The 17,024-nt window shown below is 66.3% G+C and carries 13 protein-coding genes; 7 read left to right on the top strand and 6 right to left on the bottom strand.

Features of this window, described 5'->3' with window-relative positions:
* The first annotated feature begins 19 nt into the window (after positions 1–19).
* Positions 20–1,090 carry an AI-2E family transporter gene (locus ACI48D_RS00515; protein WP_435569244.1) on the top strand — a complete coding sequence of 357 codons (1,071 nt, stop codon included), beginning with the start codon at positions 20–22 and terminating at the stop codon, positions 1,088–1,090.
* On the opposite strand, the gene ACI48D_RS00510 is transcribed toward ACI48D_RS00515, so the two are convergent.
* On the bottom strand, positions 1,091–1,351 hold the full coding sequence (locus ACI48D_RS00510) for a hypothetical protein (RefSeq protein ID WP_435569243.1): 261 nt from the start codon (positions 1,349–1,351) through the stop codon (positions 1,091–1,093).
* On the bottom strand, positions 1,344–1,736 hold the full coding sequence (locus ACI48D_RS00505) for a hypothetical protein (RefSeq protein ID WP_435569242.1): 393 nt from the start codon (positions 1,734–1,736) through the stop codon (positions 1,344–1,346). The genes ACI48D_RS00510 and ACI48D_RS00505 overlap by 8 nt, the downstream gene beginning before the upstream one ends.
* Before the next feature lie 183 nt (positions 1,737–1,919).
* Between ACI48D_RS00505 and ACI48D_RS00500 the strand changes: the two genes are divergently transcribed.
* The 5 genes from ACI48D_RS00500 (at position 1,920) to ACI48D_RS00480 (ending at position 10,450) form a co-directional block, all read left to right on the top strand.
* Positions 1,920–4,313: a TonB-dependent receptor plug domain-containing protein gene (locus ACI48D_RS00500; protein WP_435569241.1), complete on the top strand. Its 2,394-nt coding sequence runs from the start codon at positions 1,920–1,922 to the stop codon at positions 4,311–4,313.
* Positions 4,314–4,459: 146 nt separating this feature from the next.
* The gene (locus ACI48D_RS00495) at positions 4,460–5,422 is read left to right on the top strand and encodes a glycosyltransferase family 2 protein (RefSeq protein ID WP_435569240.1); all 963 of its coding nucleotides are present in this window, start codon (positions 4,460–4,462) and stop codon (positions 5,420–5,422) included.
* Positions 5,415–5,849, top strand: a complete 435-nt coding sequence (locus tag ACI48D_RS00490) for a GtrA family protein (protein WP_435569239.1) — start codon at positions 5,415–5,417, stop codon at positions 5,847–5,849. Before ACI48D_RS00495 ends, ACI48D_RS00490 begins: the two co-directional genes overlap by 8 nt.
* Positions 5,819–7,408, top strand: coding sequence for a hypothetical protein (locus ACI48D_RS00485; protein WP_435569238.1), 1,590 nt, complete (start codon positions 5,819–5,821; stop codon positions 7,406–7,408). Before ACI48D_RS00490 ends, ACI48D_RS00485 begins: the two co-directional genes overlap by 31 nt.
* Positions 7,409–7,579: 171 nt before the next feature.
* Complete coding sequence (locus ACI48D_RS00480) at positions 7,580–10,450, top strand: TonB-dependent receptor (RefSeq protein ID WP_435569237.1); 2,871 nt, start codon at positions 7,580–7,582, stop codon at positions 10,448–10,450.
* Position 10,451: 1 nt separating this feature from the next.
* On the opposite strand, the gene ACI48D_RS00475 is transcribed toward ACI48D_RS00480, so the two are convergent.
* The 4 genes from ACI48D_RS00475 to ACI48D_RS00460 all read right to left on the bottom strand — a co-directional run bounded on the left by ACI48D_RS00475 (position 10,452) and on the right by ACI48D_RS00460 (position 14,868).
* On the bottom strand, positions 10,452–11,831 hold the full coding sequence (locus ACI48D_RS00475; RefSeq protein WP_435569236.1) for an ATP-binding protein: 1,380 nt from the start codon (positions 11,829–11,831) through the stop codon (positions 10,452–10,454).
* Positions 11,828–12,490 carry a response regulator gene (locus ACI48D_RS00470; protein ID WP_435569235.1) on the bottom strand — a complete coding sequence of 221 codons (663 nt, stop codon included), beginning with the start codon at positions 12,488–12,490 and terminating at the stop codon, positions 11,828–11,830. Before ACI48D_RS00470 ends, ACI48D_RS00475 begins: the two co-directional genes overlap by 4 nt.
* A gap of 116 nt (positions 12,491–12,606) precedes the next feature.
* Positions 12,607–14,151, bottom strand: coding sequence for a DegQ family serine endoprotease (locus tag ACI48D_RS00465; RefSeq protein WP_435569234.1), 1,545 nt, complete (start codon positions 14,149–14,151; stop codon positions 12,607–12,609).
* A gap of 240 nt (positions 14,152–14,391) precedes the next feature.
* Positions 14,392–14,868 (bottom strand): Hsp20 family protein, encoded by a 477-nt coding sequence (locus ACI48D_RS00460; RefSeq protein ID WP_047823691.1) that lies wholly within the window; start codon positions 14,866–14,868, stop codon positions 14,392–14,394.
* Between the two features lie 229 nt (positions 14,869–15,097).
* On the opposite strand from ACI48D_RS00460, the gene ACI48D_RS00455 reads away from it, so the two are divergent.
* Positions 15,098–17,023, top strand: a complete 1,926-nt coding sequence (locus ACI48D_RS00455) for a M61 family metallopeptidase (RefSeq protein WP_435569233.1) — start codon at positions 15,098–15,100, stop codon at positions 17,021–17,023.
* Position 17,024: the final 1 nt, after the last annotated feature.

Here is a 17,024-nt window from a genome sequence, read left to right as displayed (position 1 = left end):
GATGGATTATCATTCAATCATGAACCCACCCGCCAGCCAATACACACTTCAGCAGAAAGTCTTCCTGTTTCTCCTGGCCATCGTCACCATCGGTTTCGGCTGGATCCTCATGCCGTATGCCGGCGCGGTGTTCTGGGGTGTCGTGCTGGCGATCCTGTTCATCCCCCTGTACCGCCGCCTGCTGCGCGCGACCGGCCAGAAAGCCAACCTCGCCGCCCTGCTCACGCTGGCCTCGATCGTGGTGATGGTGATCATCCCGGTGGCCCTGATCAGCGCTTCGCTGGTCCAGCAGGCGGTCGGGATCTATAACATGGTCGGCTCCGGCCACATCGACTTCGGCCAGTACTTCCGCCAGATCATCGCGGTGCTGCCGGACTGGGTGGTCAGCCTGCTGGAGCGCTTCGACCTCACCAGCATGGCCACCCTGCAGCAGAAACTCTCGAGCTTCGCGGCCCAGGCCAGCCAGGTCGCGGCAAAATACACGCTCAACCTCGCCAGCAATACCTTCGATTTCCTGGTCAGCATGACCATCATGCTCTACCTGCTGTTCTTCCTGCTGCGCGACGGCCATTCGCTGGCGGGAAGGATCAGGACCGCGGTACCGCTGAGCCGCAAGTACAAGCAGCGCCTGTTCAGTAATTTCACCACCGTGATCCGCGCCACCGTCAAGGGCAACGTGCTGGTGGCGATGGCGCAGGGCGCGCTGGGCGGGCTGATCTTCTGGATCCTGCACGTGCAGGCGCCGCTGCTGTGGGCGGTGGTGATGGCCTTCCTGTCGCTGCTGCCGGCGATCGGCGCGGCGATCGTGTGGGCGCCGGTGGCGGTGTACTTCCTGGTCACCGGCGCAGTGTGGCAGGGCGTCGTCCTGATTCTGTTCTGCGTGTTCGTGATCGGCCTGGTCGACAACGTCCTGCGCCCGATCCTGGTCGGCAAGGACACCAAGCTGCCGGACTACGTGGTGCTGCTGTCGACCGTGGGCGGCATGGCCTTGTTCGGCCTGAACGGCTTCGTGATCGGCCCGGTCGTCGCGGCGCTGTTCGTCGCTTCCTGGGATCTGTTCTCGACGGCGGAAGAGTTCCACCAGGAGTAATCAGGGCGGGTCCGCCTCCTGCAGGCGGTGCGCATCGCCCGTATCGAGCTGCATGCCGTAAATGCGCTTGAGGTCCCGGATGCGCGCCAGGCTGTCTTCGCCGAACGCGCTCTTGCCTTCGAAGGCGTACAGGACGATCCCCTCCACCAGGTCTCCGAGGCTGATGTCGTGGTATTCCGCCAGCGCCTTCAAGACCTTCAGCATCCGCTTTTCGATGCGCAGTCCGGTCTGGACCCGCTCCACGGTCACGCGTTCAGTCATGGCGGCCCTTGGAGCGGTCCGGCAGGATAAAGCGCGTACGGGCGGCGCCGGAGGCCAGCAGCGCTGTCGAATAATAGCTGTCGAGCAGGCCGCGCTCGCACAGCTCCGGATGGGCCTCGATGAAGGCATCCCAGTCGTCCGGGCCTGGCGGCGCACGTTCGGCCACCAGCGCCATGAAGGCGACCGTCATGGTCTCGTGGTACAGGTCCGGCTTGCCGAGCTTGCCGGCAAGCGCCTGCAGGCCGTCCCGCATCGCCACGCAGGCTTCCAGAAAGGGCCGGTCGCGCAGCAGCAGGAAGGCTGCGCGCAGGTGGGCGCGGTGGTCGAAACCGGCGGGCGCAAGCTGACCGGCGGTGAAGGTGTCGATAAATTCCTGGTCAGTCATGCATGCCTCAAAAATGCTCAGGTATGTTACCAATGTACCAAAATAACGTCAATACGACGCTGCTCTGCAACATGACTCCCGATTATGAGACGCATTGTTGCAGTTATGAGACGTTTAACTTCTTGCCCATGGTTGCCAGCTGGTAAATTCGTGGAAACGTGATTTTTACCAAGGAGCAAGTACTTGAAACTCAACCCGATCCGCCATTCCCTGCTTCTCGCCCTGTACGGCGGAGCCGCCCTGGCCACCCTGCCGTTCGGCGCCACGGCCCAGACCACCGCCCCGGCCGCCTCGTCCGATACCGGCATGCAGAGCGTCAGCATCGTCGGTTCGCGCCGCGTCGGCAACACCTCGGCCACCGACACCACGGTCCCGGTCGACTACATCCCGCTGACCAAGTCGGCCGAGCAAGGCGGCCAGTTCGACCTGGCGCAGACCCTGACCAACATCTCGCCCTCGTTCAACTCGACCCGCCAGACGGGCGCCGACGGCGCCGACCTGGTCGATTCGGCCGCCCTGCGCGGCCTGGGCTCGGACCAGACCCTGGTGCTGGTGAACGGCAAGCGCCGCCACACCACCGCCCTGGTCAACCTGTTCGGCGCGCGCAACCGCGGCAATACCGGCACCGACATGAACGCGCTGCCGCTGCTGGCGATCAAGGATGTGCAGGTGCTGCGCGACGGCGCCGCCGCGCAATACGGTTCCGACGCGATCGCCGGCGTGATCAACGTCGAGCTGAAGAAGAGCCTGGGCTGCGAATCGATCCTCGGCTTCGGCGAATACTCCAGGCACGACGGCAAGAACTGGCTGGCCTCGGCCTACTGCGGCGTCGCGGTGGCGGACGGCGTGCTGGGCATCACCGGCGAATACTACGACCGCGGCCGCTCCAACCGCGCCGACGCCGACAACCCGCGCACCATCGGCGACACCAAGAGCCAGAACAAGACCGTCTACGTGAACGGCGAATTCCCGGTCGGTCCCGGCAAGCTGTACCTGACCGCCGGCGCGCAGACCCGCGACGCCTCCTCGGCCGCCTGGGCGCGCGGCGGCATCGGCTCGGACGACATCCCCTCGCGCAACTCGGCGGCGATGTATCCGGCAGGCTTCGTCCCCTACATCAACGGCGACATCGACGACCGCTACGCCATCCTCGGCTACCGTACCCGCCTCGGCGAATGGGCCGGCGACTTCTCGCAGACCTACGGCTACAACCGCATGCGCTACACCATCGCGCACACGCTGAACGCCTCGATCGCGAATCTCGATTTGAGCAAGGGCGGCAAGGGCATCAGCCCGTCGCAGTTCGACGCCGGCGGCTTCTCGTTCCGCCAGCTGACCACCAACGCCGACTTCAGCCGCTTTTACCCCGATGTCCTGGGCGGCCTGAACGCGGCCTTCGGGATGGAGTATCGCGCCGAGAACTACCAGATCTTCGCCGGCGAACCGGGCTCCTACATCGACGCCGACGGCGTGGGCGTGGGCGGCAATGCCGGCAGCCAGGGCTTCCCGGGCTTCCAGCCGGGCGACGCCGCCAACCGCAACCGCCACAGCAGCGCCGCCTACCTCGACTTCGAGGCCGACCTGACCGCCCGCACCAAGCTGCAGGCCGCGCTGCGCCACGAGCGCTACTCGGACTTCGGCTCGACCACCACCGGCAAGCTGGCCGGCTCCTTCAGGGCGACCGAGGATGTCCTGCTGCGCGCTTCCGCCAGCACCGGCTTCCGCGCACCGTCGCTGCAGCAGGTCTACTTCTCCTCCACCTTCACCGACTTCATCAGCGGCGTGCCGATGGACGTGGTGCTGGCGCCGAACGGCGGCAAGGTCGCCAACGCGGCCGGCATTCCGCAGCTGAAGGAAGAAAAGTCGAAGAGCTATACGCTGGGCCTGACCTGGACCCCGACCAAGTCGGTCTCGGTGACGGCCGACCTGTACCACATCGACATCGACGGCCGCATCGTGCTGTCGGGCCGCTTCGACGCCGAGAACTACCCGGCGCTGGGCGCGACGCTGCAATCGCTGGGCGTGGGCCAGGCGCAGTTCTTCGTGAACTCGATCGACACCCGCACCCAGGGCCTGGACCTGACCGCCTCGCACCGCGCCAACGTCGGCGCCGGCAAGCTGGTCACCTACCTGGCGATGAACTTCAGCCGCACCGAAGTGACCGGCGTGCACGCCCCGGCCGCGCTGGCGGGCTTCGAGGACGTGCTGCTGTCCGAGCGCGAGCGCCTGTTCATCGAGCAGGGCGGCCCGCGCCGCAAGGCCACGCTGGACTTCGACTACACCCAGGGCCAGCTGGAAACCGACTTCCGCATCGTGCACTACGGTCCGCAGACCCTGGGCACCTTCTCGGGTCCGCCGGTGCCGAACCAGTACTACAAGTCGAAGACGTCGGCCGACTTGTCCTTCACCTGGGCCTTCACCGAGAAGACCAAGCTGACCGTGGGCGGCACCAACATCTTCAACGTGCACCCGACCGCGCAGAACCCGGACGAGACCGACAACGGCTTCAAGTACGAAAGCGTGCAGTTCGGCCTGAACGGCGCGGCCTACTTCGCGCGCCTGGCGCATAAGTTCTAAAAGCGTCGCTCCCGCATCACCCCGTCGTTCCCGCGCAGGCGGGAACGACGGTCCTACCGAAACTCGTCCTTACGTGAGTTGTGTTATGTTGGAGACCGATGACGCGGCTGAATGCCCCGATCATGTGGAAGTCATTCATAACGGCAATGCACAGCATGGACCCTTTACCGTTATTGTCCCTGGTCGTACCGTTCTACAACGAAGAGGAAATGATCGGGCAATTCTTTGACCGCGTCATTCCCGAACTCGAGGGCATCCCGGGCATCCGCTTCGAAATCGTGTGCGTCAACGACGGCAGCCGCGATCGTACGCTCGAACAATTGATCATCACTTCGCGCCGGGACGGACGGGTTCGCGTGATCGACCTGACCCGCAATTTCGGCAAGGAAGCCGCCCTTACCGCCGCCATCAACGAGGCGCGCGGCGACCTCATCGTGCCGTTCGATGCCGACCTGCAGGATCCGCCCCACGTGATCGGCAAGCTGGTCGACAAATGGCGCGAAGGCTACGACGTCGTGCTGGCCAAGCGCGTCGACCGCGAATCCGATTCCCTGCTCAAGAAATGGACCGCAGTGTCCTTCTACCATTTCCACAACGACGTGGCGGACGTCAAGATTCCCGAAAACGTCGGCGACTTCCGCCTGTTCACCCGCTCGGTCTGCGATGCGCTGAAGGCCCTGCCGGAATCCTGCCGCTTCATGAAGGGCCTGTTCGCCTGGGTCGGCTACCGCACCGCCGTGGTCGAATACGTGCGCGAAGCACGGGCCGCCGGCAAGACCAAGTTTTCCGGCTGGAAGCTGTGGAATTTCGCGCTCGAAGGCATCACCAGCTTCAGCACCCTGCCGCTGCGCATCTGGACCTACCTCGGGCTGTCGGTGGCCCTGCTGGCGATGAGCCGCGCCTTCTACCTGGCGGCCCGCACCCTGATCTATGGCGTCGACGTGCCGGGCTATGCCTCGCTGGCCACGGCGATCCTGCTGCTGGGCGGCATCCAGCTGATCGGCATCGGCGTGCTGGGCGAATACATCGGGCGCATCTACCTGGAATCGAAGGGCCGCCCGATCTACCTGGTGCGCCAGCGCTTCGAAGGGACGGCTCCGCATGCCTGACGGAACCCTCTCGGGCCGCGCCATGTCCGGCCGCGCCACCCGCATCATGCTCGGCCGCTTCCTCGTCTATGCCATGGTCGGCGCGGCCGGCACCGCCGGGCACTACGCCTTCCTGATCACGGCCGTCTCGGCCGGCATGCTGGCGCCGGTGCCGGCCTCGATCCTCGGCGCCGTGGTCGGCGCCGTCATCAACTTCGTGCTGAACACCCTCGTCACCTTCCGCGGCCGGCTCTCGCTCGGCACGGCGGCGCGCTTCTTCGCCACGGCGGCGCTGGCGGTGGCCGCCAATGGTGTGCTGATGTCGGCCCTGCTGGCCACCTTCGACCTCGACTACCGCCTGGCCCAGCTGCTGGTCACGGCGGTCCTGCTGTGCGCCACCTTCGGAATCAATTCGGCATGGACCTACCGGGCAAGGAAGGCGCACTGAACCCGGCCCACGGCTCCCGGGCGCGCCGCGCCGGCATCGCAGGCTGGCTGGACGGCGGGCTGCCGCTGGCGCGCTCCCGCTTCATGCTGCTGTGCGGCGCGATCGGCCTGCTCGCCCTGCTGCTGCGCCTGCCGACCCTGTCGAGCCGTTCGCTGTGGCTGGACGAGACCTACAGTGCCTGGTTTTCCGCGGTGCCGCTGCGGGCGCTGTGGACCCAGGTGCCGCTCTACGAAACCCATCCGCCCTTCTATTACACGCTGCTGAAAGCCTGGAGCGCCCTGTTCGGCAGGAGCGAAGCCGCGCTGCGCAGCCTGTGCGTGCTGGCCAGCGTGCTGACCGTGGTGCTGATTCCCGTGTGCGCGCGCTGGGCGCGGCTGGGCGCGCGCGCCGAGCGCATCGGCCTGCTAGCCGCGCTGCTGCTGGCGGTGAACGCGAACAGCATCCTGTTCGCCCAGCAGGCCCGCCCCTACGCCATCCACGCCCTGGCCGGCATGCTGGCGGTATTCTTCTCCTGCATGCTGGTACTGGACCTGGCCCGTCCGTCCGCGCCGGGCCACCGATCCCGCCTGGGCACCTGGGCCGCCGGCCTGGCGCTCAGCGCCAGCCTCACGCTTTGGCTGCACAACACCGGCGTGTTCGCGGCCTTCGGCATCTGGACCGGCATGACGGCCGGCCTGCTGCTCGGCTCAAGCGGCGCGCGCGCGCGCCAGGCGACGGCGGTGGGCCTGGCCGGCCTCGGCGCCCTGCTGCTGTGGTCGCCCTTCCTGCCGATGCTGCTGCGCCAGAGCGCCGCGATGGCCAAGCTGTCGTACTGGATCCGCTTCAGCCCCGGCAAGATCACCGGCGCCTGGACCGTGATGTCCGGCGGCCAGCTCCTGCACTACCCGATGCTGGCGCTGGTGCTGCTGGCCTTCGCCTGGCTGTGGAAGCGCTCGCGGCCCCACTTCTGGCTGCTGGCCTACACGATGGCGCTGCCGATCCTGGCGATGGGCGCCTACAGCCTGCTGGTCAAGCCGGTATTCCTGTCGCGCCTGTTCGAATGGCTGGCGCCGCTGACCATGGCGCTGGCCGCGCTCGGCATCGCCACGCTGCGCCCGGCCTGGCGCCTGCCGGTCCTGGCCCTGGTGCTAGCCTTGTCCGCCTGGGAGGTGCAAGCCTTCTACCGCTCGCACACCGAGAACTGGCGCGAGATGCTGGCGCAACTGCAGCGCGAGGCGCGGCCGGGCGATCTGGTGCTGGCCTTCCCGAACGAGGTGCAGATGCCGGTCTCCTACTACATGAAACGCGGTCCGGCGGTGAGCTACCTGCCCGGCCCCTTCCCGGCCCTGGGCCTGGCGCGCCGCTACACCGGCAATGCCGGGGCGCCCGACATCGCGCCCGAGGATGCCGCGCGCCTGCGTTCGCTGCTCTGGGGGCGCCACCGGGTGTGGCTGATCGAGCGGCGCGCCGACCTCTACGATCCGGACGGCCTGGTGAAGAAGGAGCTGGATGCCTGCTGCCGGCTGGTGCGCAAGCTGGAGGGGAATGGCGCCGATGTCTCGCTGTACGAGGTGGATTGAGCGCAGGTCTCAGCGGGATGGTAACCGAAAATACAACACTACCGTGTCGTCTTAGTTACATTCAATTGACACGAAAAAAGGCCAATGCTTTGATGGGACACGCCTGACTGCGAGAGGATTCACGGAACGCCAGCCGGGCATTCGACGAATCCCAATCTTGGAGACCTTCCGATGGCTACATCGCATTCGGCTTTTCTGCAAAAGCCGCTGACGCTCGCGGTTCGTTTTGCCCTGGCCACCCTGGCGGCCGTACCGCTGGCCGCCTTTGCCCAGGACTCGACCACCTCGACCACGACCGATACGACCAAGAGTCCCGCTGCCAACCAGCAGGTCCAGCGCGTGGAAGTGACCGGCTCGCGCATCCGCCGCACCGACCTCGAGACCCCCAGCCCGGTGCAGATCATCAGCGCCAAGGAGATCAGGGAAACGGGCTACACGTCCGTGTCCGAGGTGCTGCGCAACATCACCGCCAACGGCCAGGGCACCCTGTCGCAATCCTTCAGCGGCGCCTTCGCGGCCGGCGCATCCGGCATCTCGCTGCGCGGCCTGACCGTCGGCGCGACCCTGGTGCTGATCGACGGCCAGCGCATGGCGCCCTATGCGCTGTCGGACGACGGCCAGCGCAGCTTCGTGGACATCAGCCAGATCCCGATGGAGGCCATCGACCGCATCGAAGTGCTCAAGGACGGCGCTTCCTCGATCTACGGTTCGGACGCGGTGGCCGGCGTGGTCAACGTCATCCTGAAAAAACGCTATACGGGCAACGAGCTCACCGCCGAAGTCGGCCAGGCCTGGCGTGGCGACGGCATCACCGCCCATGCCTCGGGCATCCACGGCTGGGGCGACCTGGATCGTGACGGGCACAACGCCTACATCGCGCTCGAATACCGCCACCAGAACGAAATCCTGGCGAGCAATCGCAACAGGGGGTTCACGAATACCGACTGGACGGCGCTCGGCGGCAAGAACCTGACCCGCGGCGTGCCGACCGCGAACAACGGATTCCTGCCGGCCAGCATCACCGGCTACCTGATCGATCCGGACACCGGCGCCGTCACCAATCTGCCGGGTTGCACCAGCGCCCAGTTCAATGCCGGGCAGTGCGCCTACCGCGACCGCGGCCTCCAGTTGCAGCCGGGCACCAAGAACATCAACCTGCTCGGTTCCTATGTCCAGAAGCTGGGCGACGACTGGCAGCTCAACCTGAAGGGCTCCTACTTCCGTTCGGAGGCGGAGCAGGTCAACCGCTATGCGAGCACGCTTGGCCTGGGCGGGCTGTCGGCACTGGCCTACGGACCGGGCATCCCTCCGCAGGCGACGCCGCCGGGAGCGCCCATCCTGATCACGGTCCCCGCCACCTATCCCGGCAACACGACCGGGCGCCCCCAGGTCCTGCAATACAATTTCCCCGAACTGGGCGGCAGCCGCGCCGGCGTGAAGTCCGACACCTACCGCCTGGGGGCCGACCTGGCCGGCAGCTGGGCCGGCTGGGACCTGACGGCCGCCATCGGCGCCAGCGAAAGCAGGGTCAAGCAGGATATCAACAACCAGTTCAACATCCTCAACCTGCAGGCGGCCTTCAACGACCCGGTCCATCCCTACCTGGTCGGCGCGGCCGCCAGCGGCAACACGCAGGCGCAGCGCGACTTCATCGCCCCGCTGGAGCACTCCAAGGCCACCAGCAAGCTGCAGTTCATGCGGGTGTCCGCCGGCCGCGAGCTGATGCCCTTGCAGGGCGGCGCGCTGGCCCTGAATCTGGGGCTCGAATATACCCATCGCGCGCTCGATGCCCAGGCCCCGCCCAGCGTGGCCAACGGCACCCAGATCGGCAACAACGCCTGGGCCATCGGCACCCAGAACATCGCCGCCGGGTATGGCGAGATCGTGGCGCCGGTGCTGAAGAACCTGGAGCTCGACGCCTCTGTACGCTACGACAAGGTGATGGGCGTCGACAAGGCCGTCACGCCGAAGGCCGGCTTCAAGTGGTCGCCGCTCAGCCAGGTCACCTTGCGCGGCACCTATACCGAAGGCTTCCGTGCGCCGAACCCGGCCGAGATCGGGAATACCGGCAATTACTTCTTCGCCAACACGCAGCCCGACCCGGCCCTGTGCGCGAATGCGGGCGCCGATCCGACCACGACACCCGGCAACTTCCCGCAGCAGTGCAATGTGTCCATTGCCGGCGTCCAGACTCCGGGCAAGAACCTGAAGTCGGAAAAGTCGCGGTCCTATACCTTCGGCCTGATCCTGGAACCGGTCCGCAACGTGAATGTCTCGCTGGACTACTACCACATCCGCATCGACAACCAGATCATCAGCGCCATCAACGATCCGGCCTATGACCCGACGCCCTTCCTGGTGCGCGGCGTGCCGATCCCCCAGCCCTTCGTCAACCCGAACGGGACGCTCTCGACCGTCACGCCACCGGTCGGCAATGCGCTGTTCGCGCCTTACCCGTTCGAGAACGCGCTGTACACCATGACCAATGGCATCGACCTCGATGCGCGCATGAACTGGCCGCTGGCGGGCGGCAAGCTCACCGCCCAGCTGACCGCCACCCACATGATCTCGTACAAGCAGGGCACCGTCGGCGCCGAAGCGATCCAGCTGGCCGGCACGCACGGGCCGTCGGCCACCTCGGGCGACACCGGCAACCCGCGCGACCGGGCCCAGCTCAAGTTCGGCTGGGACAAGGGTCCGCTGACCTTGTCCACCACCGTCAACTGGGTCAGCAGCTTCGACGTGAACGACCCCTCGTCGGCCAACGCCGCGACCTGCGCGGAGGCGATCTCCTTCGTGTTCGCGACGCCCAATCCGCAGTTCTGCCGGGTCCGTGCGTTCACATCGGTCGACGTCTACGGCGAATACCGGCTGTCGAAGCAGCTGAGCTTGCACGCTTCGGTCCTGAACCTGTTCAACAAGCCGCCGCCACTGGACTTCCAGACCTATGGCAGCTCGCCGTCGACCTTCTACAACCCGGCCCTGCACCAGGCCGGGGCGGTGGGCCGCTTCGTCAACCTCGGCCTGAACTACAAGTTCTGACTCAGGCCGGAAACCGCACCGTCGCAGCGAGCCCGCCCAGCCGCTGCGACTCGCCCAGCGCCAGCGTGGCCCCATGCCGTTCGGCGATCGCCTTGATGATGGCCAATCCCAGACCCGACCCGGCGGCCTCGCTGCCGGGGACGCGGTAGAAGCGGTCGAACACGCGCTCGCGTTCTTCGAGCGGGATGCCGGGGCCGCTGTCCTCGACCGTGACGCTCAAGGCGCCCTGCTCCGCCATCACCGATACATCGACCGTGCCGCCGCCCGGGGTGTACTTGATCGCGTTGTCGACCAGGTTACGCAGCAGGATCATCAGCGCTTCCGGCTGGCCTTCGACCTGGCCGGGGTCGGCGCGCTGCAGGCCGAGGTCGATGCGCCTGGCCTGGGCCACGCCGATCAGGTCGGCCACCGCGCGCTTGGCAAGGCCGGCCAGCTCGACCGGCTGGTGCGGGGCGGCGCTGGCTTCCTGGCGGGCCAGCACCAGCAGCTGCTCGACCAGGCGGGTGGCGCGCTCGATGCCGGCCGACAGGCGCGAGATCGCCAGCTTGCGCGCCTCGAGGCTGTCGGCGCGGCTCTCGGAGCGCTCCAGGCTCTGCACCTGCAGCTTGAGCGCGGCCAGCGGCGTGCGCAGCTCGTGGGCGGCGTCGGCCACAAAAGTCTGCTGGGTGTCGAAGGCCTGGCGCACGCGCCCGAACAGCAGGTTCAGTTCCTGCACCAGCGGCCTTACCTCGTCCGGCAAGCCGGCATCCGACACCGGCGACAGGTCGTCCGCCTGGCGCGAGGCGAGCTGCTTGCGCACGCGCGCGACCGGCTCCAGCGAACCGCTGACCACCCACCATACGACCAGCATCAGGATCGGCATCATCACCGCGATCGGCCCCAGCGTGCGCAGGGCCAGGTTGCTGGCCATGCTGCGCCGCACGGCCAGGTCCTGGGCCACCTGCACGGTCTGGTTATTCGTCTGGATCGAGAAGATGCGGTAGGTCGTGCCGTTCGCGCGCACGTTGGAAAAGCCGAGCACCGCGCGCTGCGGCAGGCGCGCATGCGAGGCGCTGCGGAACACCTGCACGCCGTCCGGCGACCAGACCTGCACCACCAGGTCGTCGTTGCCGGTCAGCGGCGTATCGACGTTGCCGGCTTCCTCGCTGTTCGACAGCGGAACGCGCGAGCGCAGCGACAGCGCCATCTGCTGCATGTGGTAGTCGAAGATCTGGTCGGCGTCGGCCAGCGCGGTGCGGTAGGCGATCGAAGCTTGGGCCACGGCGGCGATGGTGATGGCGGCCAGCAGGTACCACAGCAGCCGTCCGCGCAGCGAGTGCGTCACCTTCACCTTCGCCTTGCCGTTCACCTTCGCCTTGCCGTTCGCACCGGTGACGCTCATGCTTTCGGCACCATGTAGCCCACGCCGCGCACGTTCTGGATCAGGTCGCTGCCGAGTTTCTTGCGCAGCCCGTGGATATAGACTTCCACCGCATTGCTGCTGACTTCATCGCGCCAGCTGTACAATTTTTCTTCCAGCTGGGCCCGCGACAGCACCGCGCCCGGACGGGCGACCAGCGCCTCCAGCACGGCCCACTCGCGCGCGGACAGCACGACCGGCTGGCCGTCGACCAGGGTCTCGCGGGTGGCGGGATTGATGGAGATGTTCTTGTACTCGAACACCGGTTCGGCGCGCCCGGCGGCACGCCGCAGCAGCGCCCGGATGCGCGCCAGCAGTTCGTCGAGATCGTAGGGTTTGAGGACATAGTCGTCGGCGCCGGCATCGAGCCCGGCGATGCGCTGGGCGACCGAGTCGCGCGCGGTGGCGACCAGTACCGGGGTGCGGTCCTTGCGGGAGCGCATCGACCTCAGGACTTCGAGCCCGTCCTTGCGCGGCAGGCCCAGGTCAAGCAGCACCAGGTCGTAGTTCTGGTTCTGCATCAGGGCCGTGTCGGCCATTTCGCCGTCCTTGACCCAGTCGACGGCGTAGTGCTCGGCCCTGAGCAGGTCGAGCACCACTTCGCCGATCATTGTATCGTCTTCCACCAGCAGCAGCCGCATCAAATCCCCCGATTCATTGAAACCATGCGGATAGAAGATGAATCTTTCGAGCCTTCAGTTTACTGAGGGGAGCTTAAACTCCCCTTAAGCAAATTAAGCCAACCCTTAAGCACTCCTTAACCGATCCGCACGGGAATGAAGATTTTGTCATCTCCACGCTGGATGAGCAAGGCGACCGACTTGCTGGACTTGCCGACCATGTCGCGCACCTGCTCGACGGAGCTCACCGCCTTGCCGTTAATCGACAGCAGCACGTCGCCCGGCTGCACGCCGGCCGCCTGGGCCGGGCCGCCCGCATCCTCGATCACCAGGCCGGCAGGGAGGCCCGCCTGGCGGCGCTCCTGCGGATCCAGCGGACGCAGGGCCAGGCCGAGCTTGGCGCCCTTGTCGGCGCTGGCCAGGCTGTCGCGGTTGACCGGGTCACCCTTGTCGTTGGCGTTGGCCAGGGTCGCGTTCAGCTGGATGGTCTTGCCTTCACGCCAGACATCCATGCTGACGCGGTCGCCCGGCTTGGCCACCGCCAGCATCGCCGGCAGGTCGCCCGAACCGACGATCGGCTGGCCGTTGACGCGGCGGATCACGTCGCCCGACTTGATGCCGGCCTTGTCGGCGGCGCCGCCGCGCTCGACGTTCGAGACCAGCGCGCCTTCCGGCGATTCGAGCTTGAAGGCGTCGGCGAAGCCCTGGCCGACTTCCTGCACCGTCACGCCCAGCTTGGCATGCTGCACCTTGCCGGTGGAGACGATCTGGTCCTTGATGCGCACCGCGACGTCGATCGGGATCGCGAACGACAGGCCCTGGTAGCCGCCGGTCTGGCTGTAGATCTGCGAGTTGATGCCGACCACTTCGCCGCGCGTATTGAACAGCGGGCCGCCCGAGTTGCCGGGATTGACCGCGACGTCGGTCTGGATGAAGGGCACCTGGTCGCCCGGCAGCGAGCGGCCTTTCGCGCTCACCACGCCGGCCGTCACGCTGCTCTCCAGGCCGAACGGCGAGCCGATCGCCAGCACCCATTCGCCGACCTGCAGGTTGCGGCTGTTACCGACCGGGACCACCGGCAGGTTCTTGGCATCGATCTTCAGCACGGCGACGTCGGTCTTCGGGTCCGAGCCCAGCACCTTGGCGCGGTACTCGCGGCGGTCCTGCAGCTTGACCGTGACTTCGTCGGCATCGCGCACCACGTGCGCGTTGGTCAGGATGACGCCGTCCGGGCTCACGATGAAGCCCGATCCAGCGCCGTAAACGAGTTCCCGTCCGCCTCCGTTGCCGCGCGGTTGCTGCGGCTGGAAGCGGCGGAAGAATTCATAGAAAGGATCGTCCTCGTCGAACTGCGGCATCTGCTGGCGCTGGGCCACCTTGGTGGTGCCGACGACGCGCACGTTCACCACGGCCGGGCCGTTGTGTGCGACGATCTTGGTAAAGTCGGGCAAGCCCACGGCAGCCGAGTTGCCTGCCACCGGGGCCGGGGTCGCAGCGACCGGAGCGCCGCTCGCCGCGGCCTGGGCGGGAGCCTGCGCCAGTGCGGCGGCTTGGGCGGCGGCGGTGGCGTTGTTGTGATTGACTGCGACCGCGCCCACCGCTCCGCCAATGACGCCGGCCGCGCACAGGGCCAGGGTGAGACGTTTTGCGGTGATGGCAGTGACGGCACCTTCGTTTTGCATTTACGTGCTCCTAGATTGGAAAAGTGGTTTGTGGAGACTGCTGTTTTGATGCGTTTAGTTTCTCGCAGCAGCCTTAAATCACTCTTAAGCTCGAGCTTGAATCGGCTTACGCCCAGCTTAAGTAGGGTGGGCACCCCGTGCCCACGCGGACGTAAAAAGAGGCGCTCGTGGCGCCTCTACTTTGCATGGTGGGCACCGCAATTCAGGCCACTGGCCTGAATTGCCCCACCCTACTCCCGATTACGCGGCGTGCTGTTGCTGTTGCGGCTGCTCCAGCACTTGCACGTTATCGGTGTTGCCGTTCGCATCGGCGATCGCGATCTTGCGCGGCTTCAGGGCCTCGGGCACTTCGCGCACCAGTTCGATGGTGAGGATGCCGTTGTCGAAGCCTGCGCTGACAACCTTCACGTGGTTGGCCAGCTGGAAGCGCTGCTCGAAATCGCGCTGGGCGATACCGCGGTGCAGGTAGTGACGCTGGACCTCGTCCTTCTGCTTGCGGCCGGTCACGTGCAGGGTATCGCGTTCGGAGACGATCTCGATCTCGTCGCGGCTGAAGCCGGCGAGCGCCATCACGATGCGGTATTTGTCCTCGCTGACCAGTTCGACGTTGTACGGCGGGTAGCTCGGCGCGGCTTCGGCGCGCTGCTCGAGCATGTTCACCAGGCGGTCGAAACCGATGGCGGAACGATACAGGGGGGTAAGGTCAAAAGTACGCATGGTCGTTATCCTTTCATGTTAAGCGATAAGTTTCCGGACCTCATCGTGAGCATCCGTTGGAACCAATCTAATGCCCACCTCATGGGTTTTCAAGGCATACGAAATATCGTTTTTATTGAGGTTTTTCGAATTATATTTGCATCGATGCAGCAGAGCATTATCGCTTGGCGAGCAGTGCTACACTCGGCCACTTGTTGCATTTTTGTTCCTACATCGATCGCTTTCCGCCATGACCGCATATCACCCGCATCGCCGTTTCAAGACGCTGGCCGCCCGTTCCGCTTCCGCGCTCGCCATCGCGCTCACGCTCGCCTTCCCGGCGAAAGCCGAGGTCCCGGCACCCGTCGACCAGCCCTATCCCGGCACCATTGTCCTGAACGTCGATGCGACCAACCTGGCGCAGCAGATTTTCCAGATTCGCATGCGCATTCCGGTCAAGCCGGGGCCGCTGACCCTGCTGTATCCGCAATGGCTGCCGGCCAACCACGGCCCGAACGGCCCGATCACCCAGCTGGCGGGCCTGAAGTTCACGGCCAACGGCAAGCCGCTCGAATGGACCCGCGATCCGGTGCAGGTATTCGCCTTCCACGTCGACGTGCCGGAAGGCGCGAGCGTGCTGGAAGCCGAGTACCAGTACCTGTCGCCGCTCGACACCTCGCAGGGCCGTATCACCATGACCGACGAGATCCTCGGCGTGCAATGGCCGTCGGTGACGCTGTACCCGGCCGGCTACGTGGCGCGCCGCATCACGGTGCAGCCGAACCTGAAGCTGCCCGCCGGCTGGCAGTACGCCACCGCGCTGGAGACCTCGGAACGCCAGGGCGACGAGGTGCACTTCAAGACGCACGACCTGGAAACCCTGATCGATTCGCCGCTGTTCGCCGGCCATTACTACAGGCAGTTCGACCTCGACCCGGGCGCCAGGGTGCCGGTGCGCCTGAACGTCTTCGCGGACAGCCCGGAAAGCCTGGAAGCCAAGCCGGAACAGATCGAGCCGCACCGCAAGCTGGTCCAGCAGGCCTACAAGCTGTTCGGATCCCATCATTACAATCACTACGATTTCCTGCTCGCGCTATCGGACGAATTCGGCGGCATCGGCCGCGAACACCACCAGTCGAGCGAGAACGGCGTCAAGCCGGGCTACTTCACGGAGTGGGCCAAGAGCGAGGCGGGGCGCGACCTGCTGCCGCACGAGTACACCCACTCGTGGGACGGCAAGTTCCGCCGCCCGGCCGGCCAGGACGTCCCCAACTTCAACACCCCGCTGCAAAACAGCCTGCTGTGGGTCTACGAAGGCCAGACCCAGTACTGGGGCAGCGTGCTGGGCGCCCGTTCCGGCCTGGTGTCGATGGCCGGCGCGCGCGATGCGCTGGCCGCCACCGCCGCGCGCTACGACAGCATCGCCGGCCGCGCCTGGCGCGCGATGCAGGACACGGTCAACGATCCGATCCTGAACGCCCGCCGCCCGCTCGGCTGGGCCAACTGGCAGCGCAGCGAAGACTATTATTCGGAAGGCCAGCTGATCTGGCTGGACGTGGATACGCTGATCCGCGAAAAGTCGGGCGACAGGAAATCGCTGGACGACTTCGCGCGGGCCTTCTACGGCATCAACGACGGCAGCTTCCTGCCGGCCTTCTACACCTTCGAGGACGTGGTCGCGGCGCTGCAGAAGGTCGTGCCCTACGACTGGGCTGGTTTCCTGCGCACCCGCGTCGAAGGCCACGGCCCCGGCGCCCCGCTGGACGGCCTGGCGCGCGCCGGCTGGAAGCTGGTCTACACCGACACCCCGACCGACTACATCAAGAGTGCCGACGAGCGCAATAAGGCGGCCGACCTCAGCTACTCGGTGGGCTTCAGCGCGACCGCCGACGGCAACGTCCGCAACGTGATCTGGGACGGCCCGGGCTTCCGCGCCGGCCTGGCCGCCAACACCACCATCGTCGCCGTCAACAACCGCGCCTACAAGCCGGACGTGCTGAAGAACGCGATCAAGGCGGCGAAGGACGGCAAGGAGCCGATCCAGCTGCTGGTCAAGAAGGGCAACGTGCTGCGCACGATCGCGCTCGACTACCACGGCGGCCTGCGCTACCCGCGCCTGGAGCGCATCCCGGGCACCAAGGATCGCCTCGAGGGGATCTATTCCGCGCTGAAGTAAA

The sequence above is a fragment of the Massilia sp. LXY-6 genome (assembly GCF_051233485.1).
In the GTDB taxonomy this organism is placed as follows: Bacteria; Pseudomonadota; Gammaproteobacteria; order Burkholderiales; family Burkholderiaceae_D; genus Telluria.
The sequence above is the reverse complement of the archived record's forward strand: the minus strand, read 5'-3'. Positions and strand labels throughout refer to the sequence as shown.

What these genes read in the sequence shown, in the direction of transcription:
- ACI48D_RS00460 (WP_047823691.1), bottom strand. Translation starts at nt 14,868, where the DNA reads ATGCGTACTTTTGACCTTACCCCCCTGTATCGTTCCGCCATCGGTTTC.
- ACI48D_RS00465 (WP_435569234.1), bottom strand. Translation starts at nt 14,151, where the DNA reads ATGCAAAACGAAGGTGCCGTCACTGCCATCACCGCAAAACGTCTCACC.
- ACI48D_RS00495 (WP_435569240.1), top strand. Translation starts at nt 4,460, where the DNA reads ATGCACAGCATGGACCCTTTACCGTTATTGTCCCTGGTCGTACCGTTC.
- ACI48D_RS00475 (WP_435569236.1), bottom strand. Translation starts at nt 11,831, where the DNA reads ATGAGCGTCACCGGTGCGAACGGCAAGGCGAAGGTGAACGGCAAGGCG.
- ACI48D_RS00470 (WP_435569235.1), bottom strand. Translation starts at nt 12,490, where the DNA reads ATGCGGCTGCTGCTGGTGGAAGACGATACAATGATCGGCGAAGTGGTG.
- ACI48D_RS00455 (WP_435569233.1), top strand. Translation starts at nt 15,098, where the DNA reads ATGACCGCATATCACCCGCATCGCCGTTTCAAGACGCTGGCCGCCCGT.
- ACI48D_RS00505 (WP_435569242.1), bottom strand. Translation starts at nt 1,736, where the DNA reads ATGACTGACCAGGAATTTATCGACACCTTCACCGCCGGTCAGCTTGCG.
- ACI48D_RS00490 (WP_435569239.1), top strand. Translation starts at nt 5,415, where the DNA reads ATGCCTGACGGAACCCTCTCGGGCCGCGCCATGTCCGGCCGCGCCACC.
- ACI48D_RS00515 (WP_435569244.1), top strand. Translation starts at nt 20, where the DNA reads ATGAACCCACCCGCCAGCCAATACACACTTCAGCAGAAAGTCTTCCTG.
- ACI48D_RS00485 (WP_435569238.1), top strand. Translation starts at nt 5,819, where the DNA reads ATGGACCTACCGGGCAAGGAAGGCGCACTGAACCCGGCCCACGGCTCC.
- ACI48D_RS00480 (WP_435569237.1), top strand. Translation starts at nt 7,580, where the DNA reads ATGGCTACATCGCATTCGGCTTTTCTGCAAAAGCCGCTGACGCTCGCG.
- ACI48D_RS00510 (WP_435569243.1), bottom strand. Translation starts at nt 1,351, where the DNA reads ATGACTGAACGCGTGACCGTGGAGCGGGTCCAGACCGGACTGCGCATC.